Raw genomic sequence first — 17807 nt, forward strand, 5'->3', positions numbered from 1 at the left:
GATTGATCGGGGGCAGGCGCGGCACCGGAGCGGACCCCGTCCTCGGCACGTGTGCCGGAAGCGGGCACGCGGACCGATGCCGCACCGCTCCACGGCCCTGCCACAGGGGGAGGCAGGGCCGTCCTGAGTTCGACCCGAGAGGTGTATGTGTCCAGGCTCCAGGCCGAGCATCTGTACAAGGTGTTCGGCAGACGACCCGAAGCCGCCGTCCAACGGCTCGAAGGCGGCGCCGACCGCGACGAGCTGCGTGCCGACGGCACCACCGCAGCGGTCATCGACGCCTCGTTCGAGGTGGAGGCGGGCCAGATCTTCGTGGTGATGGGTCTGTCCGGATCCGGCAAGTCCACGCTGCTGCGCATGCTCAACGGACTGCTGGAGCCGACCGCCGGCCGCGTCCTCTTCGACGGGGAGGACCTGACCGCCCTGGCCCCGCGCGACCTGCGCACCGTGCGCTCCCGGAAGATCAGCATGGTCTTCCAGCACTTCGCGCTCTTCCCGCACCGCAGCGTGCTGGAGAACGCGGCCTACGGCCTGGAGGTGCAGGGCGTGGCCCGCGCGGAGCGCCAGGAGCGCGCCGCCGAGGCGCTGGAGCTCGCGGGCCTCAAGGGCTGGGAGGCCTCCTGGCCCGACGAGCTCTCGGGCGGCATGCAGCAGCGCGTCGGGCTCGCCCGCGCGCTGGCCACCGACGCGGACCTGCTGCTGATGGACGAGTCCTTCAGCGCGCTCGACCCGCTGATCCGCCGCGACATGCAGGACCAGCTGCTGGACCTGCAGACGCGGCTGAAGAAGACCATCGTCTTCATCACCCACGACCTCAACGAGGCCATGCGCCTCGGCGACCGGATCGCCGTCATGCGCGACGGCCGGATCGTGCAGAACGGCACCGCGGAGGACATCCTCGTGCGCCCGGCCAACGACTACGTGGCCTCCTTCATCCAGGACGTCGACCGCAGCCGGGTGCTGACCGCCGGCTCGATCATGGACCGGACCGGCCGCGGCTCCGGCGCCGAAGGGGCGGCCACCGTCCCCGCGGCCACGCCCGTCGCCGACCTTTTCGCCTCCTTCGCCCGCAGCGCCGCCCCCGTCACCGTCACCGACGAGCGGGGCGAGCCGGCCGGCGTCGTCACCCGTGACCTGCTGTTCGCCGCGCTCGGCGAGGAGCCGGGGGTGCCCGCCCCGCGTCCCGCGGAGGCCGCCACGCCTGCCCGCGCCGACGAGGCGGAGGTGAGCGCCCGTGCCTAGGATCCACTTCGGAAGCTGGGCCGAGGACGCCGTCAGCTGGCTGCAGACCCACCTGAGCTGGCTCTTCGACGTCATCAACACGGTCCTGACCGGTATGTACGACGGGGTGAACGCCGTCCTCGGCGCCCCCGATCCGCTGCTGATGGCCGGCATCCTGGCCGTCGTCGCCTGGTGGCTGCGCGGGCTGCTGCCCGCCGTGCTCACCTTCGCCGGCTTCGCCCTGGTCGACTCGTTCGGCCTGTGGGAGGCGGCGATGGCGACGCTGTCGCTCGTCCTCGTCGCGAGCCTGATCACGCTGCTGGTCGCGGTGCCGCTCGGCATCTGGGCGGCGCGCAGCAGCAAGGTCAGCGGGGTCCTGCGGCCCGCGCTGGACGTCATGCAGACGATGCCCGCCTTCGTCTACCTGATCCCCGGCGTCATGTTCTTCTCGATCGGTCCGATCCCCGGCCTGATCGCGACCGTCGTCTTCTCGATGCCGCCCGGCGTCCGCATGACCGAGCTGGGCATCCGGCAGGTCGACGGCGAGCTCGTCGAGGCCGCGACGGCCTTCGGCACCACGCCGCGCGACACCCTGACCCGGGTGCAGCTGCCGCTCGCCCTGCCCACGATCATGGCGGGCGTCAACCAGGTCATCATGCTGGCCCTGTCCATGGTCGTCATCGCCGGCATGGCGGGCGCGGGCGGTCTCGGCGAGGCCGTGTACGCGGCCGTCACCAAGGTCGACATCGGCGGTGGCGTCGAGAGCGGCCTGGCCGTCGTCGTCCTCGCCATCTACCTGGACCGCATGACCGGCGCCCTCAACCAGCGGGTCTCCCCGCTCGGCCGGCGCGCCGCCGCCAAGGCCGCCTCCGCCGCCCGCGGGCTCGCCTTCCTGCGCTACCGGCCCGGCACGGCCGTCGCCACCGTCGGCGTCGTCGTCCTGGCGCTGGTCGCCGGAGGGATGAACCTCGCCGGCAGCGGCGACGACCGGCAGAACGTGGCCGCGGGCGCGAACGTGGGCCAGGGCCGGGGCATCAAGCTCGGCTACTTCCCCTGGGACGAGGCCATCGCCACCACCTACCTGTGGCAGAACATCCTCGAGGACCGCGGGTACAAGCCGGACGTCAAGCAGCTCGACCCCGGGCCGCTGTACACCGCGCTGGCGCAGGGCCAGATGGACCTGCAGTTCGACGCCTGGCTGCCGACCACCCACAAGCAGTACATGGACCGCTACCGCGACAAGCTCTCCGACCTGGGCGCCTGGTACGGGCCCACGTCGCTGGAGCTGTCCGTGCCCGACTACGTCAAGGGCGTGGACTCGCTGGAGGACCTCAAGGGCAAGAGCGCCCAGTTCGGCGGGAAGATCGTCGGCATCGAGTCCAGCGCGGGCATGATGGGCACGCTCAACGACAAGGTGCTCAAGGAGTACGGACTGGACGGCGAGTACAAGGTCGTCTCCTCCTCCACCGCCTCGATGCTCGCCGACCTCGACCGGGCCATCAAGAAGAAGGAGCCCATCGTCACCACCCTGTGGTCGCCGCACTGGGCCTACGGCAAGCACCAGCTGAAGAAGCTCAAGGACCCCAAGGGGGCCTGGGGCAAGGGCGAGGAGATCCACGCCGTCGGCAAGAAGGACTTCGGCAAGGACTTCCCCGAGGTCACGGCCTGGCTGAAGGACTTCAAGCTGTCCGAGAAGGACCTCGCCTCCCTGGAGGTCGAGATCCAGAACGGCGGCAAGGGCAAGGAGAAGGAGTCCGCACGCCGCTGGCTGGACGCCCACCCGGGCCTCACCGACAAGCTGGCGCCTGTCCGCCACTGACGAACAGGCGTACGGTGGGGCGGTGGTCCCGCCCAGGAGCAGCCGCCCCGCCGTACGCCGTGTCGTCTCCCTCGTGCCGTCGCTGACGGAGGCCGTCGCCGCGACCGAGCCCGGGCTGCTCGCCGGCGCCACCGACTGGTGCGACCACCCGGCGGGCCTGGACGTCGTACGGATCGGTGGCACGAAGAACCCCGACACGGCGCGCATCGCCGCCCTCGCGCCCGACCTCGTCCTCGCCAACGAGGAGGAGAACCGCGCACCCGACCTCGGCGCGCTGCGCGCCGCCGGGCTGGAGGTGCTCGTCACCGAAGTGCGCACGCTGCCCCAGGCGTTCGCCGAGCTGGAGCGGGTCCTGGTGCGCGGCTGCGGCCTGGCCAGGCCCGCGTGGCTGGCCGACGCGGAGGACGCGTGGCGGGACGTGCACGCCGCCGGGCCGGCGGTACGGGCCGTGGTGCCGGTGTGGCGACGGCCCTGGATGGTCCTCGGCCGGGACACCTTCGCCGGAGACGTCCTCGCCCGGCTCGGCGTCGCCAACGTCCACGCGGGCCACCCCGAGCGCTATCCGCGCATCCCCCTCGACGAGCTGAACGCGTGCGGCGCCGAGCTGGCCGTTCTGCCCGACGAGCCCTACCGCTTCACGCGCGACGACGGCCCGGAGTCCTTCCCCGGGCTGCCGTGCGCGCTCGTCAGCGGGCGTCACCTCACGTGGTACGGACCCTCACTGACGGAAGCGGCTGAGGTGCTGGGCGCGGCGCTGCGAGCAGCCGGCCGCTGACCAGGCCGTGCGCGGTGCGGGCTGCCGCCACCGCCCAGGCCGTGACCAGCACCGCGTACAGGCCCGCCGACAGCCAGGTCAGGGCGTGCAGGCCCGTGTGGCGGGACAGGGCCGCGGCACCCGTGACGCAGGTGCCTATGGGGAAGGTGAACGCCCACCAGGTCATCGCGAAGCCCATGCCCTGCCGGAACGCCCGCAGCACCATGGCCGCGGCCAGGACCAGCCACAGCAGCGCGAAACCCATCACCGGGACCCCGTACAGCACGGCGAAGGGCGCCGCCGCGTGTGCGTACGGGGCGGCGAGTGCGCCCTGCGCGGCGTCGGCGAGGTTGCCGACCGCGGTGGTCGACTGGCCCAGCGGGCCCAGGACGAGGAAGAGGGCCGGGGTCAGCGCGAGCGGCAGCGGACCGTGGTGGATCAGCCGCGCGAAGACCGCGGGCAGGATCAGCAGGGTCGCCAGGAGACTCATCCCGAAGAGGGCATAGCAGGCCAGCACCATCGCCGCCCGCCACTGGCCGGCCGGCAGGTGCGGAACCAGGGCGGGGCCCAGCGCCGCGGACACCATCGGAGCGACCACGGGCAGCAGCCACACGGGGGAGGCCTGGCCCGGCTCGATGCGGTGCCGGGTCACCATCAGGTACGGGATGCCCGCCGCCGCGGCCAGCCCGGTCACGGTGCCCGCCACCCACAGGACGGCGTCCGCGGCGACCGCCGCGCCCTGGCCCACGACCCCCGAGCCCACGGACAGGGTGGCCCCGCCGACCGCCAGCAGCGCCATCGCCGCGCAGCCGTAGAACGGTGCCACGGCCGGGTCGCCGAGGTGGCGCCGCGCCTGGTCGGAGTGGCGGGCCCAGTGCACGGCCCGCGCCACCAGCAGCACGGCCAGCGCCGCCGCCGACAGCGCCCACACCGCCTCGCACGCCCCGCGCAGGCCCGGCGGACGTACGGGCAGCGCCGCGCCGGCGCTCGCGACGATCGCGGTGCCCATGACGGACGCGTACCAGTTCGGGCCCAGGTGGCGGAGGGGAGAGGTGGTGCGGGCGGTTGTGCCGGAGGTGCTCATGCGTCCAGCGTCGGCCGCGGGACCCCCGCTCACCAGGGCCCTTGTCTCTATGAGGACATAAGCTGAAGTTATGAGCAATGAGGACGGCGGGAGCCGGCGGGGCCCGCTCGCGCACCGCGTGCCCGACCTCGCGGCGCTGGAGCTGCTGCTGGCCGTCGCGCGGCTGGGCAGCCTGGGGCGGGCCGCGCGCGAGATGGGCATCACCCAGCCCGCCGCCAGCGGGCGGATCCGCAGCATGGAGCGGATGCTCGGCGTCGGCCTCGTCGAGCGGTCGCCGCGCGGGTCGCGGCTGACGGACGCCGGGGTGCTCGTCACCGACTGGGCGCGGCGCATCGTGGAGGCGGCCGAGGCCTTCGACGCCGGGGCGCAGGCGCTGCGCGGGCAGCGGGACTCGCGGCTGCGGGTGGCCGCGAGCATGACCATCGCCGAGTACCTGCTGCCGGGCTGGCTGGTCGCCCTGCGCACCCGGCTCCCCGGCACGGCGGTCACGCTCCTCGCCGGGAACTCGGCGGCCGTCGCGGAGCGGCTGCGGGCCGGCGAGGCGGACCTGGGCTTCGTCGAGGGCCTCGCCGCCCCGGCCGGGCTGGACGGCGCGGTCGTCGGCGGCGACCGGCTCGTGGTCGTCACGGCGCCGGCCCACCCCTGGGCCCGGCGGAGGGCCCCGATCGGCGCGGCCGAACTGGCGGCCACGCCGCTGATCCTCCGCGAGCGGGGCTCGGGCACGCGACAGGTGCTGGACGCGGCCCTCTCCGCGTACGGGGGGCTCGCCGAGCCCCTGCTCGAACTCGCCTCCACGACGGCGGCGAAGGCCGCGGCGGTGAGCGGGGCGGGGCCGTCCGTGCTCAGTGAGCTCGCGATCGGGGAGGAGCTGGCGGCCCGCCGCCTGGTCGAGATCCCCGTCGCGGATCTCGACCTGCACCGCGCGCTCCGGGCCGTCTGGCCCACGGGCCACCGCCCCACGGGCCCGGCCCGCGACCTGCTGGGCCTGACCCGGACGCCCTAGCGGTCCCGCACCGGGCACTTCCTTTCCGCCGCGACGGCGAGTCACCGCGTACGACCTGTCCGGCGGTGCCGAACCGGCGTCGGCCGGGGGGTCAGCGGGCCGTCGCCGCCTCCACCAGTGCCCGCATCAGACGCAAGTCGTCCCGCGCTTCCGGGTGCCACTGGACGCCCACCGCGAAGAGGTCGCCCGGGCGTTCCAGTGCCTCGATCGTGCCGTCCTCCGCGTGGGCCGTCGCGACGAGGCCGTCGCCCAGGCGGTCGACGGACTGGTGGTGGTGCGTGGCGACGTCGCAGGGTTCGGGGAGGAGGTGGCCCAGGCGGCTGTCCGGTTCCGGCTTGATCAGGTGGTCGGTGAAGGTGCCCAGGACGGGGTTGTGCTCCTCGTGCCCCACCTCGTCCGGCAGGTGCTGGCACAGCGAGCCGCCGGCGTGCACGTTCATCAGCTGCATGCCGCGGCAGATCCCGAGCACCGGGACGCCCTGCTCCAGGGCGGCGCCCAGCAACGCCAGCTCCCACGCGTCGCGTTCGGGGACCGGCACGCCCGCGCGCAGGTGCGGCTGTTCGCCGTAGAGGACGGGGTCGAGGTCCTCGCCGCCGGCGAGGACGAGGCCGTCGAGCCGCCGCACCAGGTCGCCCGCGGCGGCCGGCCCGTCCGGCGGCAGCTGTACGGCGAGGCCGCCGGCCCGCTGGACGTGCTGGGCGTAGGAGGCGGGCAGGAGCGCGGCCGGCAGGTCCCACGCGGCGCCCCAGCGGGCCCGGGTGAGGTAGGTGGTGACGCCGATCAGTGGCTGGCGGAGCATGGAGCGGGTCCTTTCCGTACGTGGTCGTTCGTACGCTACGACGTTGATCACATGGTCAGTCGCGGTTCAGTTCCGCTTCCGCCGCCGCGAGCGCCGCGAACTCCTCCTCGGGCGCCCCGGCGACGAGCCGGTGCCGGCTCCAGCAGGCGAAGTACACGGCTGCCACGGCGTAGACGCCGAGGGCGACGAACGCCGCGGTGACGTCCACCAGGAAGGTCGCCACCAGCGCCGCGCAGGCGAGGACGAAGGCGAGCGCCGAGGTGGCGACGCCTCCCGGCGTCCGGTAGGGCCGCTCCAGGCCCGGCTCGCGGCGCCGGAGCACGATGTGGGAGAGGGACATCAGTGCGTAGGAGACGGTGGCGCCGAACACGGCGACGTTGAGCATCCGCGCCCCGTCGCCGGTCGCCGCCGCGAGCCCGAACCCGAGCGCGCCGGGCACCACCAGGCCCAGCCAGGGGGCCTTGCGGCGGCTGGTGAGGGAGAGGAAGCGGGGGAGGTAGCCGGCCCGGGAGAGGGCGAAGAGCTGCCGCGAGCCGGCGTAGATGAGGGAGAAGAAGGAGGCCACCAGGCCGGCGAGCCCGGCGTAGTTGACGATGCGGCCGAGCAGGGTGGGCCGCCCGTCCGGCTGCACGGCGGCCACCAGCGGGTTCCCGGCGTCCTTGAGGGCGTCCGCCCCGCCCGCGCCGGTCGAGGCGAGGAAGGTCAGGAGCGCGAGGACCAGCAGGATGCCCATCGACGTGGCCATGGCCCGGGGCAGCGAGCGCACGGGGTCCTTGGTCTCCTCGGCCGCGAGCGGCACTCCCTCGACGCCGAGGAAGAACCACATCCCGAACGGGAAGGACGCCCAGATCCCGAGGAGGCCGAACGGCAGCCAGGAGGAGGCGCCGAGCGCGCCGGTGTCGACGGGGATGTCGTGCAGCCGCCCCGCGTCGAAGTCGGTGAACGCACCCGCCGCGAAGACGAGCAGCGCGGCGACGGCGATGCCGGTGACGACGAAGCTGAAGCGCAGGGCCTCGCCCACGCCCCACAGGTGGATGCCGATGAAGACGACGAAGCAGGCCAGGTACACCGGCCAGGACGAGGTGAGCCCGAACAGGCCGAGCGACTCCACGTAGTCGCCGATGAAGAGGGAGATCGCCGCGGGCGCGAGGACGTATTCGATGAGGATGGCGGTGCCGGTGAGGAAGCCGCCCCACGGGCCGAGCGCGCGCCGCGCGAAGCCGTAGCCCCCGCCCGCCGTCGGCAGGACGGAGGCCAGCTCCGCGAGGGCGAAGACCATACAGGTGTACATCAGGCCCATCAGGGCGGCGGCGACGGCGAGTCCGCCGAAGCCGCCGTGCGCCAGGCCGAAGTTCCAGCCGGAGAAGTCGCCGGAGACGACGTAGGCGACGCCGAGGCCGGTGAGCAGCAGGGGGCCGGCGCTGCCGCGGCGCAGTGTGCGCTTCTCCAGGTAGTCCGCCGGCCGGTCCGAGGCGCGTGGTGGTGCCGTGGGTGTCTCCGTGCGTTCGGGCATGCTGCCGCTCCTGCCTCGGGAGGTAAAGGTTTTGCGCCATACCTTTGCCTCGCCGTGGCTGATTCGGCAACCCCCTTGAGTAAAAGACTGGTTACGAGAGTGGTCCTTGTGGGTTAACCCGGCTTGTGCGGGCTACGCCAGGAAGCCCCGCAGCAGCGCCGCCGTCCCGCAGCAGTGCTCGCGCATCACCTCGCGCGCCGCTTCCGCGTCGCCGTCCAGGACCGCCTCCACGAGCGCGGTGTGCTGCAGCTGGGAGTGCTCCAGGTTCCGTACCAGCAGCGGAATGCAGTCCAGCAGGTCGTTGACCGTCGCCCGCACCGCCGCGTAGTGCGCGGCCAGCGACGGGGAGCCCGACAGCTCGGCCAGCGTCAGGTGGAACAGGGTGTCCATGCGCCGGTATTCGGCCAGCGGCGCGTCGTGCGTGGCGGCCAGCGCCGCGCGCAGCCGCCCGGCCCCGCCCTCGGGGAGCCCGTGCGCGGCGCACAGCGCGGCCGCGCCCACCTCCAGCACCTCGCGGAAGCGCAGCGTGTCCTCCACGTCCACGTCGGCGACCCGGCGCCGCAGCTCCTCCTCGCCCGCGGTCGCGGGCCGCGCCAGCACGAACGTGCCGCCGTAGCGGCCGCGCCGGCTCTCGACCAGGCCCTGGTCCTGCAGCACCTTGAGCACCTCGCGCAGCGTCACCCGGCTGACCCGCAGGCGGTCGGCCAACTCGCGCTCGGCGGGAAGCCGTTCCCCCTCGGCCACCAGGCCCAGTCGCATGATCTGGAGTATCTGCTCCAGCGCTTCCTCGAATCCGTTGCCCGCGCGGACCGGCCGCAGCACCGGCGCCAGGCGGTCCGTCGCATGATCGTTCATCTGACCCCTTCCCTTTAATGGTCTACAGCCCTACCTTAAGACCTCCGGTCACACCGACAGGAGGCATCACTGTGGCAGACCGCACGCCCCCGCTCGCCGTCGAGGAGCTGCGCAGGCTGGTCGACACCGGGGAGATCGACACCGTCGTCCTCGCCTTCACCGACATGCAGGGACGACTCCAGGGGAAGCGGTTCGCCGCCCGGTTCTTCCTCGACGACGTCCTCGACCACGGAACCGAAGGCTGCAACTACCTTCTCGCCGTGGACGTCGACCTCAACACCGTCGACGGCTACGCCATGTCGTCGTGGGAGCGCGGCTACGGGGACTTCGCCATGCGCGGCGACCTCTCCACCCTGCGCCGCACCCCCTGGAACCCGGGCACCGCCCTCCTCACCGCCGACCTCGCCTGGCACGACGGCTCGCCCGTCCTCGCCTCGCCCCGGCAGATCCTGCGCCGCCAGCTCGACCGGCTGGCCGAACGCGGCTGGAGCGCGTACGCCGGCACCGAGCTGGAATTCATCGTCTTCAAGGACACCTACGAAGAGGCCTGGGGCCGCGGCTACCGCGACATGACCCCGGCCAACCAGTACAACTGCGACTACTCCGTCCTCGGCACCGGCCGCGTCGAACCCCTCCTGCGCCGCATCCGCAACGAGATGGGCGCCGCCGGGATGACCGTGGAGTCCGCCAAGGGCGAGTGCAACCTCGGCCAGCACGAGATCGCCTTCCGCTACGACGACGCCCTCACCACCTGCGACCAGCACGCCGTCTACAAGACCGGAGCGAAGGAGATCGCCTCCCAGGAGGGCATGGCGCTCACCTTCATGGCCAAGTACGACGCGCGTGAAGGCAACTCCTGTCACATCCACCTGTCGCTGCGCGACGAGGCCGGGCGGCCCGTCCTCGCCGACGACGAGGGCCCGTACGGCATGTCGAAGACGATGCGGCACTTCCTGGCCGGGCAGCTGGCCGCGCTGCGCGACTTCACCCTCCTCTATGCGCCGAACATCAACTCCTACAAGCGGTTCCGGCCCGGCTCCTTCGCACCCACCGCCGTCGCCTGGGGCCCCGACAACCGCACCTGCGCCCTGCGCGTCATCGGCCACGGCCACTCCCACCGCTTCGAGAACCGGCTGCCCGGCGGGGACGTCAACCCCTACCTCGCCGTCGCGGGCATGGTGGCCGCCGGGCTCTACGGCGTCGAGCACGAGCTGGAGCTGCCCGAGGTCTGCACCGGCAACGCCTACGCCGGCGACGCCGAGCACGTCCCCGCCACCCTGCGCGAGGCCACGGCGCTGTGGGAGCAGAGCCCCATCGCCCGGGAGGCCTTCGGCGACGAAGTCGTCGAGCACTACCTGCACATGGCACGCGTCGAGCAGGAGGCGTACGACACGGCGGTCACGGACTGGGAGCGGTTCCGCTCCTTCGAACGGATGTAAGGACCCCGCCGCGTTGTGGGCAGACGTTCCGCGGGCGGAACGGGTGGGCACAACGCGACCACCGGCGTGCAGCCGGACACGAAACGCGGCGCAGCGAACCACAGGAGAGGACTTGCACGAGCTTCACGTACTCAATCCGGCGACCGAGGAACTCGTCGCCACCGTCCCGGCCGCGACGCGGCAGGACGTCCACGCGGCCGTGACGCGCGCCGCCGAAGCCCAGCGCAGCTGGTCCCGGCTCGCCCCCGGCGACCGCGCCCGCCACCTGCGCCGCTTCGCCGCCGTCGTCGACGCGCACCTGGAGGAGCTCGCACAGCTGGAGGTCCGCGAGGCCGGGCACCCGATCGGCAACGCCCGCTGGGAGGCGGGCAACGCCCGCGACCTGCTGGAGTACGCGGCCGGGGGAGTGGAGCGGCTGACCGGCGCGCAGATCCCCGTCGCAGGCGGCCTGAACGTCACCTTCCACGAGCCCCTCGGCGTCGTCGCCGTCATCGCCCCGTGGAACTTCCCGATGCCCATCGCCGCCTGGGGCCTCGCCCCGGCCCTGGCCGCGGGCAACGCCGTGCTCCTCAAGCCGGCCGAGACCACCCCGCTGACCGCCCTGCGGCTGGCGGAGCTGGGGCTGGAGGCGGGGCTGCCCGAGGGTCTCTTCCAGGTCCTCCCCGGCGCCGGGCCCGTCGCCGGTGACGCCCTCGTGGAGCACCCCGGCGTCGCCAAGGTCGTCTTCACCGGCTCCACCGCCGTCGGCAAGCAGATCATGGCCAAGTGCGCGGCGGGCGTGAAGCGCGTGACGCTCGAACTCGGCGGCAAGAGCCCCAACATCGTCTTCGCCGACGCCGACGTCGAGCGGGCCGCCGCGGCCGCGCCCGGCTCCTTCCTCGACAACACCGGGCAGGACTGCTGCGCCCGCAGCCGCATCCTCGTCCAGCGCTCCGTGTACGACCGCTTCATGGAGCTGCTGGAGCCGGCGGTCACGTCGTTCGTCGTGGGCGACCCGGCGGATCCGGCGACGCAGATGGGGCCGCTGATCTCGGCCGCGCACCGCGAGCGCGTACGGTCCTACGTCCCCGAGTCCGCCCCCGCGGCCATCCGGGGCGAGGCTCCGGCGGGCAAGGGCTTCTGGTACCCCGCCACCGTCCTGGAGGGCGGGCCGGAGGACCGCACCGCCGTCGAGGAGATCTTCGGCCCGGTCGCCGTCGTCATCCCCTTCGAGGACGAGGCGGAGGCGGTGCGGATCGCCAACGCCACCGACTACGGGCTCTCCGGGTCGCTCTGGACCCGCGACGTCTCCCGCGCCCTGCGCGTCTCCCGCGCCGTCACCGCCGGGAACCTCTCCGTCAACTCCCACAGCAGCGTCCGCTACTGGACGCCGTTCGGCGGCTTCGGCCAGTCCGGCCTGGGCCGCGAGCTGGGCCCCGACGCGCTGGCCGCCTTCACCGAGACCAAGAACGTCTTCATCAGCACCGAGGAGTAACAAGTGACCGACCAGACCCCCGTCTGCCGCCGACTCGTCGGCCGCACCGCCGTCGTGACCGGAGCCGGCAGCGGCATCGGCCTGGCCACGGCCCGCCGCTTCGCCTCCGAGGGCGCCCGCGTCGTCTGCGCGGACATCGACGAGACCGCCGGCAAGGCCGCGGCCGCCGAGACCGGCGGGCTCTTCGTCAAGGTCGACGTCACCAGCCCCGAGGAGGTCGAGGCGCTCTTCAAGACCGCCTACGACACCTACGGCTCGGTCGACGTCGCCTTCAACAACGCCGGCATCTCCCCGCCCGACGACGACTCCATCCTCACCACCGGGCTCGACGCCTGGAAGCGCGTCCAGGAGGTCAACCTCACCTCCGTCTACCTGTGCTGCAAGGCGGCACTGCCCTACATGCAGCGCCAGGGCAAGGGCTCGATCATCAACACCGCCTCCTTCGTCGCCGTCATGGGCGCCGCCACCTCGCAGATCAGCTACACCGCCTCCAAGGGCGGCGTGCTGGCGATGTCCCGCGAGCTCGGCGTGCAGTTCGCCCGCGAGGGCATCCGGGTCAACGCCCTGTGCCCGGGGCCGGTGAACACCCCGCTGCTCAAGGAGCTCTTCGCCAAGGACCCCGAGCGGGCCGCGCGCCGCCTCGTGCACGTGCCCGTCGGCCGGTTCGCCGAGCCCGAGGAGATCGCGGCCGCCGTCGCCTTCCTCGCCAGCGACGACTCGTCCTTCGTCAACGCCGCCGAATTCCTCGTGGACGGTGGCATCGCGGGCGCGTACGTGACCCCGCTGTAGGGTCCATGATCAAACGGTAGGACCGGCTTGCGGGTGCAGACCCGGGAGCCGGTCCCGCCGTGGATTCCCTGCCATGCACGCACCACCGCAAAGAGAGCACATGCGCACCAAGTCCGCCATCGTCGTCGGCCTCGCTGCCGCCGCGGCCCTCGCCACGACGGTCCCCGCCACCGCGGCCCCCTCCCACGACGCCCCCCGCCGCAACTGCCCCCAGCTCGACAAGAAGCTCCCGTGGGCCGGCGACAACCGCGCCAGGCTCCAGAAGATGATCGACGAGCGCGGCACCTGTTCCGGCAAGAAGGGCCCCCGCCCCGTCGCCGCCTTCGACTGGGACAACACCGTCGTCAAGAACGACATCACCGACGCCACGCTCGCCTGGGCCCTCAAGCACGACAAGATCCTGCAGCCGAAGAGCTGGAAGGACACCAGCGCCTGGCTCACCCCGGCCGCCGACAAGGCCCTGGCCAAGGCGTGCGGCACGGCCGTGCGCCCCGGCCGGCCGCTGCCCACCTCCAGGAACACCGCCTGCGCCGACGAGATCTTCGAGATCCGCGAGAAGTCGCAGACCATGGCCGGGGACGCCGCCTTCGCCGGCGACTGGAACCACCGCCGCACCGTGCCCGCCTACGCCTGGATCCCCCAGCTGTTCGCCGGTCACACCCCCGCCGCTCTGAACTCCTTCGCCAAGCAGGCGCGCGCCGAGCAGCTCGCGGCGCCCGTCGGCACCAAGCAGACCGTCGGCACCCACACCCTCGCCGGCTACGTCCGCTACTACGACCAGCAGAAGGACCTCATCCGTACGCTCAAGGCGGCCGGCTTCGACGTCTACATCGTCTCCGCCTCCTCCGAGCCGATCGCCGAGGCCTGGTCGAGCGGCGTGGGCCTGGACCGCAAGCACACCATCGGCATCCGCAGCATCACCAAGCACGGCCGCCTCACCACGGCCATCAAGGGCTGCGGCGGCGTCGAGACCGGCCGCGGCGACGCCCTGCCGTACATGGACGGCAAGCGCTGCATGATCAACCAGGAGATCTTCAAGATCAAGGGCGCCAAGGCCTGGCAGCAGCAGGACTTCGACCACCGCATCGCGCTCGGCGCGGGCGACGCCGACACCGACGTGACGTTCGTCAACGACGCCACCGGCGCGCACGTGGCCATCAACCGCAACAAGTCCGAGCTGATGTGCCGCGCCTACGACGACGCGGACCGCCGCTGGGTCGCCAACCCGATGTTCATCGAGCCGATGCCGCGCAAGTCCGGCACGTACCCGTGCTCCACGACGGGTGCCACGGCCGAGGACGGCACCAAGGTGCCCGTCCGGCGCGCCGACGGCTCCGTGATCCCGGACCAGGCCGACAAGGCCTTCTGAGGCTCCCCGAGCCACCCCTGAGGTCCTCGCGCGCTACGGGGACCGGCTGCCGACGGCGCACCGGTCCCCGTATCCCCTCCTGCCACAGGAGCACAGCGCACGGCCCGGGACCCGGCGTTGCGGGCGCGCGGGCTCACAGGAACGTACGGGCCTCGCCGCGGTACGTCGGGACGGTCTCCACCACGCGGTCGCCGTCGATCAGGTGCAGCGCCTCGAAGCGCTCGCACATCTCGCCCGCCTTCGCGTGCCGGAACCACACCTTGTCGCCCACCAGCAGGTCGTCGGCGGGCTGCCCGGTCAGCGGCGTCTGCACCTCGCCCGCACCCTCGCGGGGATCCAGCCGCAGGCCGGCCGGGAGGTACGGATGCGGCAGCCGGTCCGCGCCGGCCGCGCCCGACGCCGGGTACCCGCCGCCCTGGGCGGTCACCACGCCCGGCCCCGGACGGCGCACCACCGGCAGCGCGAACAGGGCCGCCGGACGGCCGCGGAACGATCTGTAGTGGTCGAACAGCCGCGGCACGAACAGCCCCGAACCGGCCGCCACCTCCGTCACCGCGTCCTCCGCGGCGGTGTGCTGCACACTGCCCGTACCGCCGCCGTTGACGAACTCGAGGTCCGCCACCGCGCGCACGGCCCGTACCGCCTCCGCCCGGCGCGCCGCCAGCTCCCTGCGGGCCGCGGCCTGCATCAGCCGGACCGAACGGGAGTACAGGGGCCGTCCCTCCACGGCATCCCCCACACCCGCCACATGCGCCTCGTAGGCCAGCAGGCCCACCAGCCGGAACCCCGGCCGGCGCACGACGGACCGCGCGAGATCCGTCAGCCGCTCCGGATCGTGCACCGGTGAACGCAGCGCCCCGAGCCGCAGCCTGCCGCCCAGCAACCGCAGCGACGTGTCCAACTCCAGGCACACCCGTACCTCTTCGCGGCCCGCCCGCGCCGCATCGATCAGCGTCAGCTGCGCGGGGTCGTCCACGGTCACCGTGACCGCCCGGGCCAGCTTCGGGTCCGAGGTCAGCTCCGCCAGCCCCGCCCGGTCCGCCGACGGATACGCCAGCAGCACGTCCTCGATGCCCGAACGCGCCAGCCACAGCGACTCGGCCAGCGAAAAGCTCATCACACCCGTGAAGCCGTCCCGCACCAGCACGCGCTCCAGCAGCGCCCGGCAGCGCACGGACTTGCTCGCCACCCGCACCGGCTTGCCCTGCGCACGGCGCACCAGATCCGCCGCGTTGGCGTCGAACGCCTGCAGATCGACCACGGCCAGCGGCGCGTCGCAGGAGGCGGTCGCCCGGTCCAGACGGGCCCGCTCGGCGCTTGCGCAGGCGACGGGAGGTGCGGCGGGAAGACGCATGGGGCGCAGCTTGCCAGAGGCGTCCGGCGCTGGATAGGGGCCCTGCACGGGCGAGATGGCAGCGCCCGCCGCCCGCCCCGTAGAGTGGCGCACACGCCGTGGGCCGCAGCCCGGCGGCGTGATGTCCGGATACGAACCGGCCTGTCCCGAAGGGCAACCGGGCCCCGACAGCGGGGAGACGGCTCACGAGGGGGAGCGCAGGGTGAGCACCGAGACGGACCCCGCACTCGCGCTGCCCGTCCGCCCCCTCCCGGCCTCCTCCTGCTTCGCGCCCCACCCGCCCCGCCCGCCCCGGCCGCCGCACGTGCCCCAGCCGGACGGCGGCCGCGGCGCCCGCACCCTCACCGCCGCCGTCTGCCTCGTGCTCGGACTCGGGCTCATCGGCGGTGCCGCCGCAGGGAGTTGGCTCGCGGACGGCACCGGCGGCGGCACCGCCGCCGAACGCGCCTTCGCCCGCGGCGGCACGCTCTGGCGGACCGTCCCCGTCGACGAACTCTTCCCGCCCGTGCTGCGCGGCGACGCCGCCGGCCCCGGCGGCGCCGCCCGCGTGTGGACCCGGATCGGCGTCGCCCCCGACAGCGGGTGCGACGAGGCCTTCGACCCGCTCCTGGAGAAGGCACTCGCCCCCGTCGGCTGCACGCGGCTGCTGCGCGCCACCTACACCGACGCCACCTCCAGCGCCGTCACCACCGTCGGACTGCTCGTCACCGCCGCCGACAGCCGGGGCATGCGCGACCTGCGCCGCCGCTTCGCCGACGAACGGCTCGACGAGCGCACCGACCTGATGCCCCGCCCGTACGCGCCCCGCGGCACCGCCGCCGAACGCTTCGGCACGGCGCAGCGCGCCAGCTGGGCCCTCAGCGTCCTCACCGACGCCCCCGCCGTCGTCTACGCCGTCACCGGCTTCGCCGACGGCCGCACCGGCACGCCCCCGCAGCCCGCCGCCCTCGCCACCCGCCCCGGCGCCACGACCGCCCCCGCCCAGGCCGGGCTCGGCCACGAGGCCTCCGCCCTCGCCGGGCGCGTGGAGAGCGGCTTCCGGCAGGCCGTGCGCCGGACCGTCCAGGAGGACGCCCGGTGACCGCCGCCGCGCCCCGGGGCCGCCGGCCCCTGCTCACGGTCCTCCTCGCCTCCGCCCTCGCCGTGCTGCCCGCCGCGGGCACCGCGCGCGCCGACTCCATACGCGTCCAGGAATGGGCGCTCGACGCCCTCCACACCGAGGAGGCCTGGCAGACCACCAAGGGCGACGGCATCACCGTCGCCGTCCTCGACACCGGCGTCGACGACGGCCACCCCGACCTCGCCGGGCAGGTGCTGCCCGGCAAGGACCTCATCGGCTTCGGCGCCGGCCCCGGCGACCGCGCCTGGGCCCGGCACGGCACCGCCATGGCCGGGATCATCGCGGGGCGGGGGCACGGGGCGGACGGCGCCGACGGCGTCCTCGGCGTCGCCCCCGAAGCCAAGATCCTTCCCGTCCGGGTGATCCTGGAGGACGGCGACCCCTCCCGCTCCAAGGCCCGCAGCGGGCGCGGCAGCGCCCTCGCCGACGGCATCCGCTGGGCCGCCGACCACGGCGCCGACGTCATCAACCTCTCCCTCGGCGACGACAGCGACACCGCCCACCCCGAGCCGCAGGAGGACGCCGCCGTCCAGTACGCCCTCGGCAAGGGCGCCGTCGTCGTCGCCTCCGCCGGGAACGGCGGCGAGCAGGGCGACCACGTCTCCTACCCCGCCGCCTACCCCGGGGTGATCGCCGTGACCGCCGTCGACCGCTACGGCAGCCGCGCCGCGTTCTCCACGCGCCGGTGGTACGCGACCGTCAGCGCGCCCGGCGTCGACGTCGTCATCGCCGACCCCGACCGGCGCTACTACGAGGGCTGGGGCACGAGCGCGGCCGCCGCCTTCGTCTCCGGCGCCGTCGCCCTGGTCCGCTCCGCGCACCCCGGGCTGAGCCCCGCCCAGATCCGCAAGCTGCTCGTGGACACGGCCCGCGACACCCCGCCGGGCGGGCGCAGCGACGCGCTCGGCGCCGGGGTCGTCGACCCGGCCGCCGCGATCGCCCGCGGCGCGGCCCTCACCCCGCAGGGCCCGGGCCCCCGTGTCACCCGCGAGTACGGCAGCCCGTACTTCGGCGGGACCGACCCGGCCCGCCTGCCCCACGCCCCGGCGGCGCGCTCCCCGCAATACACGGCCTGGGCGGCCGCCGCGACGGGAACGCTCCTGCTGGCCACGGCGGCCTGGACCTGGCGCCGCCCCCGCGGAACGGGCTGAGCAGCCCCGGGCCTCGCCGGCCTGCCCCCGGCCCGTAGGCCCGTCCGTAGCCATGGGGCGCTC

14 protein-coding genes and 1 pseudogene are annotated in these 17807 nt (G+C 73.9%); 10 read left to right on the forward strand and 5 right to left on the reverse strand.

Annotation, left to right across the window (positions count from 1 at the left end; translation table 11 throughout):
• The first annotated feature begins 147 nt into the window (after positions 1 to 147).
• The 3 genes and pseudogenes from AS857_RS23105 (at position 148) to AS857_RS23115 (ending at position 3815) form a co-directional block, all read left to right on the forward strand.
• Positions 148 to 1242 (forward strand): quaternary amine ABC transporter ATP-binding protein, encoded by a 1095-nt coding sequence (locus AS857_RS23105; protein WP_058047006.1) that lies wholly within the window; start codon positions 148 to 150, stop codon positions 1240 to 1242.
• Positions 1235 to 3031: pseudogene (locus AS857_RS23110) on the forward strand (ABC transporter permease/substrate binding protein); the annotation flags it as partial. The gene AS857_RS23105 and the pseudogene AS857_RS23110, both read left to right, overlap by 8 nt.
• Positions 3032 to 3062: 31 nt before the next feature.
• Positions 3063 to 3815, forward strand: coding sequence for a helical backbone metal receptor (locus AS857_RS23115; protein WP_058045182.1), 753 nt, complete (start codon positions 3063 to 3065; stop codon positions 3813 to 3815).
• Here the strand turns inward: AS857_RS23115 and AS857_RS23120 are convergent.
• Positions 3742 to 4878, reverse strand: a complete 1137-nt coding sequence (locus AS857_RS23120) for a TDT family transporter (RefSeq protein ID WP_058045183.1) — start codon at positions 4876 to 4878, stop codon at positions 3742 to 3744. The genes AS857_RS23115 and AS857_RS23120 overlap by 74 nt on opposite strands.
• A 70-nt stretch (positions 4879 to 4948) precedes the next feature.
• Here AS857_RS23120 and AS857_RS23125 point away from each other — a divergent pair, with 70 nt between their 5' ends.
• Entirely contained in the window at positions 4949 to 5881 is a 933-nt protein-coding gene (locus AS857_RS23125; RefSeq protein WP_058045184.1) for a LysR family transcriptional regulator, read from the forward strand.
• A gap of 91 nt (positions 5882 to 5972) precedes the next feature.
• On the opposite strand, the gene AS857_RS23130 is transcribed toward AS857_RS23125, so the two are convergent.
• From AS857_RS23130 to AS857_RS23140, 3 genes are all read right to left on the reverse strand, one after another.
• Positions 5973 to 6680, reverse strand: coding sequence for a gamma-glutamyl-gamma-aminobutyrate hydrolase family protein (locus tag AS857_RS23130; RefSeq protein WP_058045185.1), 708 nt, complete (start codon positions 6678 to 6680; stop codon positions 5973 to 5975).
• Positions 6681 to 6735: 55 nt separating this feature from the next.
• Positions 6736 to 8193 (reverse strand): ethanolamine permease, encoded by a 1458-nt coding sequence (gene eat / locus AS857_RS23135; protein ID WP_058045186.1) that lies wholly within the window; start codon positions 8191 to 8193, stop codon positions 6736 to 6738.
• A 132-nt stretch (positions 8194 to 8325) separates the two neighbouring features.
• Positions 8326 to 9048 (reverse strand): FadR/GntR family transcriptional regulator, encoded by a 723-nt coding sequence (locus AS857_RS23140; protein ID WP_058045187.1) that lies wholly within the window; start codon positions 9046 to 9048, stop codon positions 8326 to 8328.
• A 71-nt stretch (positions 9049 to 9119) separates the two neighbouring features.
• Between AS857_RS23140 and AS857_RS23145 the strand changes: the two genes are divergently transcribed.
• The 4 genes from AS857_RS23145 to AS857_RS23160 all read left to right on the forward strand — a co-directional run bounded on the left by AS857_RS23145 (position 9120) and on the right by AS857_RS23160 (position 14119).
• Entirely contained in the window at positions 9120 to 10487 is a 1368-nt protein-coding gene (locus AS857_RS23145) for a glutamine synthetase family protein (RefSeq protein ID WP_058045188.1), read from the forward strand.
• 112 nt (positions 10488 to 10599) lie between these two features.
• Positions 10600 to 11961, forward strand: a complete 1362-nt coding sequence (locus tag AS857_RS23150; RefSeq protein WP_058045189.1) for an aldehyde dehydrogenase family protein — start codon at positions 10600 to 10602, stop codon at positions 11959 to 11961.
• A gap of 3 nt (positions 11962 to 11964) precedes the next feature.
• Positions 11965 to 12750 carry a 3-oxoacyl-ACP reductase gene (locus tag AS857_RS23155; RefSeq protein ID WP_058045190.1) on the forward strand — a complete coding sequence of 262 codons (786 nt, stop codon included), beginning with the start codon at positions 11965 to 11967 and terminating at the stop codon, positions 12748 to 12750.
• Between the two features lie 100 nt (positions 12751 to 12850).
• Positions 12851 to 14119 (forward strand): HAD family hydrolase, encoded by a 1269-nt coding sequence (locus AS857_RS23160; RefSeq protein ID WP_058045191.1) that lies wholly within the window; start codon positions 12851 to 12853, stop codon positions 14117 to 14119.
• Positions 14120 to 14252: 133 nt separating this feature from the next.
• Here AS857_RS23160 and AS857_RS23165 read toward each other — a convergent pair whose 3' ends face one another.
• Positions 14253 to 15473, reverse strand: coding sequence for an amino acid deaminase/aldolase (locus AS857_RS23165; protein WP_058045192.1), 1221 nt, complete (start codon positions 15471 to 15473; stop codon positions 14253 to 14255).
• 202 nt (positions 15474 to 15675) lie between these two features.
• On the opposite strand from AS857_RS23165, the gene AS857_RS23170 reads away from it, so the two are divergent.
• Together AS857_RS23170 and mycP are read left to right on the forward strand one after the other, a co-directional pair.
• Entirely contained in the window at positions 15676 to 16554 is an 879-nt protein-coding gene (locus AS857_RS23170; protein ID WP_245700437.1) for a hypothetical protein, read from the forward strand.
• Positions 16551 to 17744, forward strand: a complete 1194-nt coding sequence (gene mycP, locus AS857_RS23175; protein WP_058045193.1) for a type VII secretion-associated serine protease mycosin — start codon at positions 16551 to 16553, stop codon at positions 17742 to 17744. Before AS857_RS23170 ends, mycP begins: the two co-directional genes overlap by 4 nt.
• Positions 17745 to 17807: the final 63 nt, after the last annotated feature.

Origin of the sequence: Streptomyces roseifaciens (assembly GCF_001445655.1) — a bacterium.
GTDB classification, from domain to species: Bacteria; Actinomycetota; Actinomycetes; order Streptomycetales; family Streptomycetaceae; genus Streptomyces; species Streptomyces aureoversilis.

Excerpts from the sequence above, each read along its gene's own strand:
- AS857_RS23165 (WP_058045192.1), bottom strand. The coding sequence starts at position 15,473 with ATGCGTCTTCCCGCCGCACCTCCCGTCGCCTGCGCAAGCGCCGAGCGG.
- AS857_RS23125 (WP_058045184.1), top strand. The coding sequence starts at position 4,949 with ATGAGCAATGAGGACGGCGGGAGCCGGCGGGGCCCGCTCGCGCACCGC.
- AS857_RS23140 (WP_058045187.1), bottom strand. The coding sequence starts at position 9,048 with ATGAACGATCATGCGACGGACCGCCTGGCGCCGGTGCTGCGGCCGGTC.
- eat (WP_058045186.1), bottom strand. The coding sequence starts at position 8,193 with ATGCCCGAACGCACGGAGACACCCACGGCACCACCACGCGCCTCGGAC.
- AS857_RS23130 (WP_058045185.1), bottom strand. The coding sequence starts at position 6,680 with ATGCTCCGCCAGCCACTGATCGGCGTCACCACCTACCTCACCCGGGCC.
- AS857_RS23160 (WP_058045191.1), top strand. The coding sequence starts at position 12,851 with ATGCGCACCAAGTCCGCCATCGTCGTCGGCCTCGCTGCCGCCGCGGCC.
- AS857_RS23120 (WP_058045183.1), bottom strand. The coding sequence starts at position 4,878 with ATGAGCACCTCCGGCACAACCGCCCGCACCACCTCTCCCCTCCGCCAC.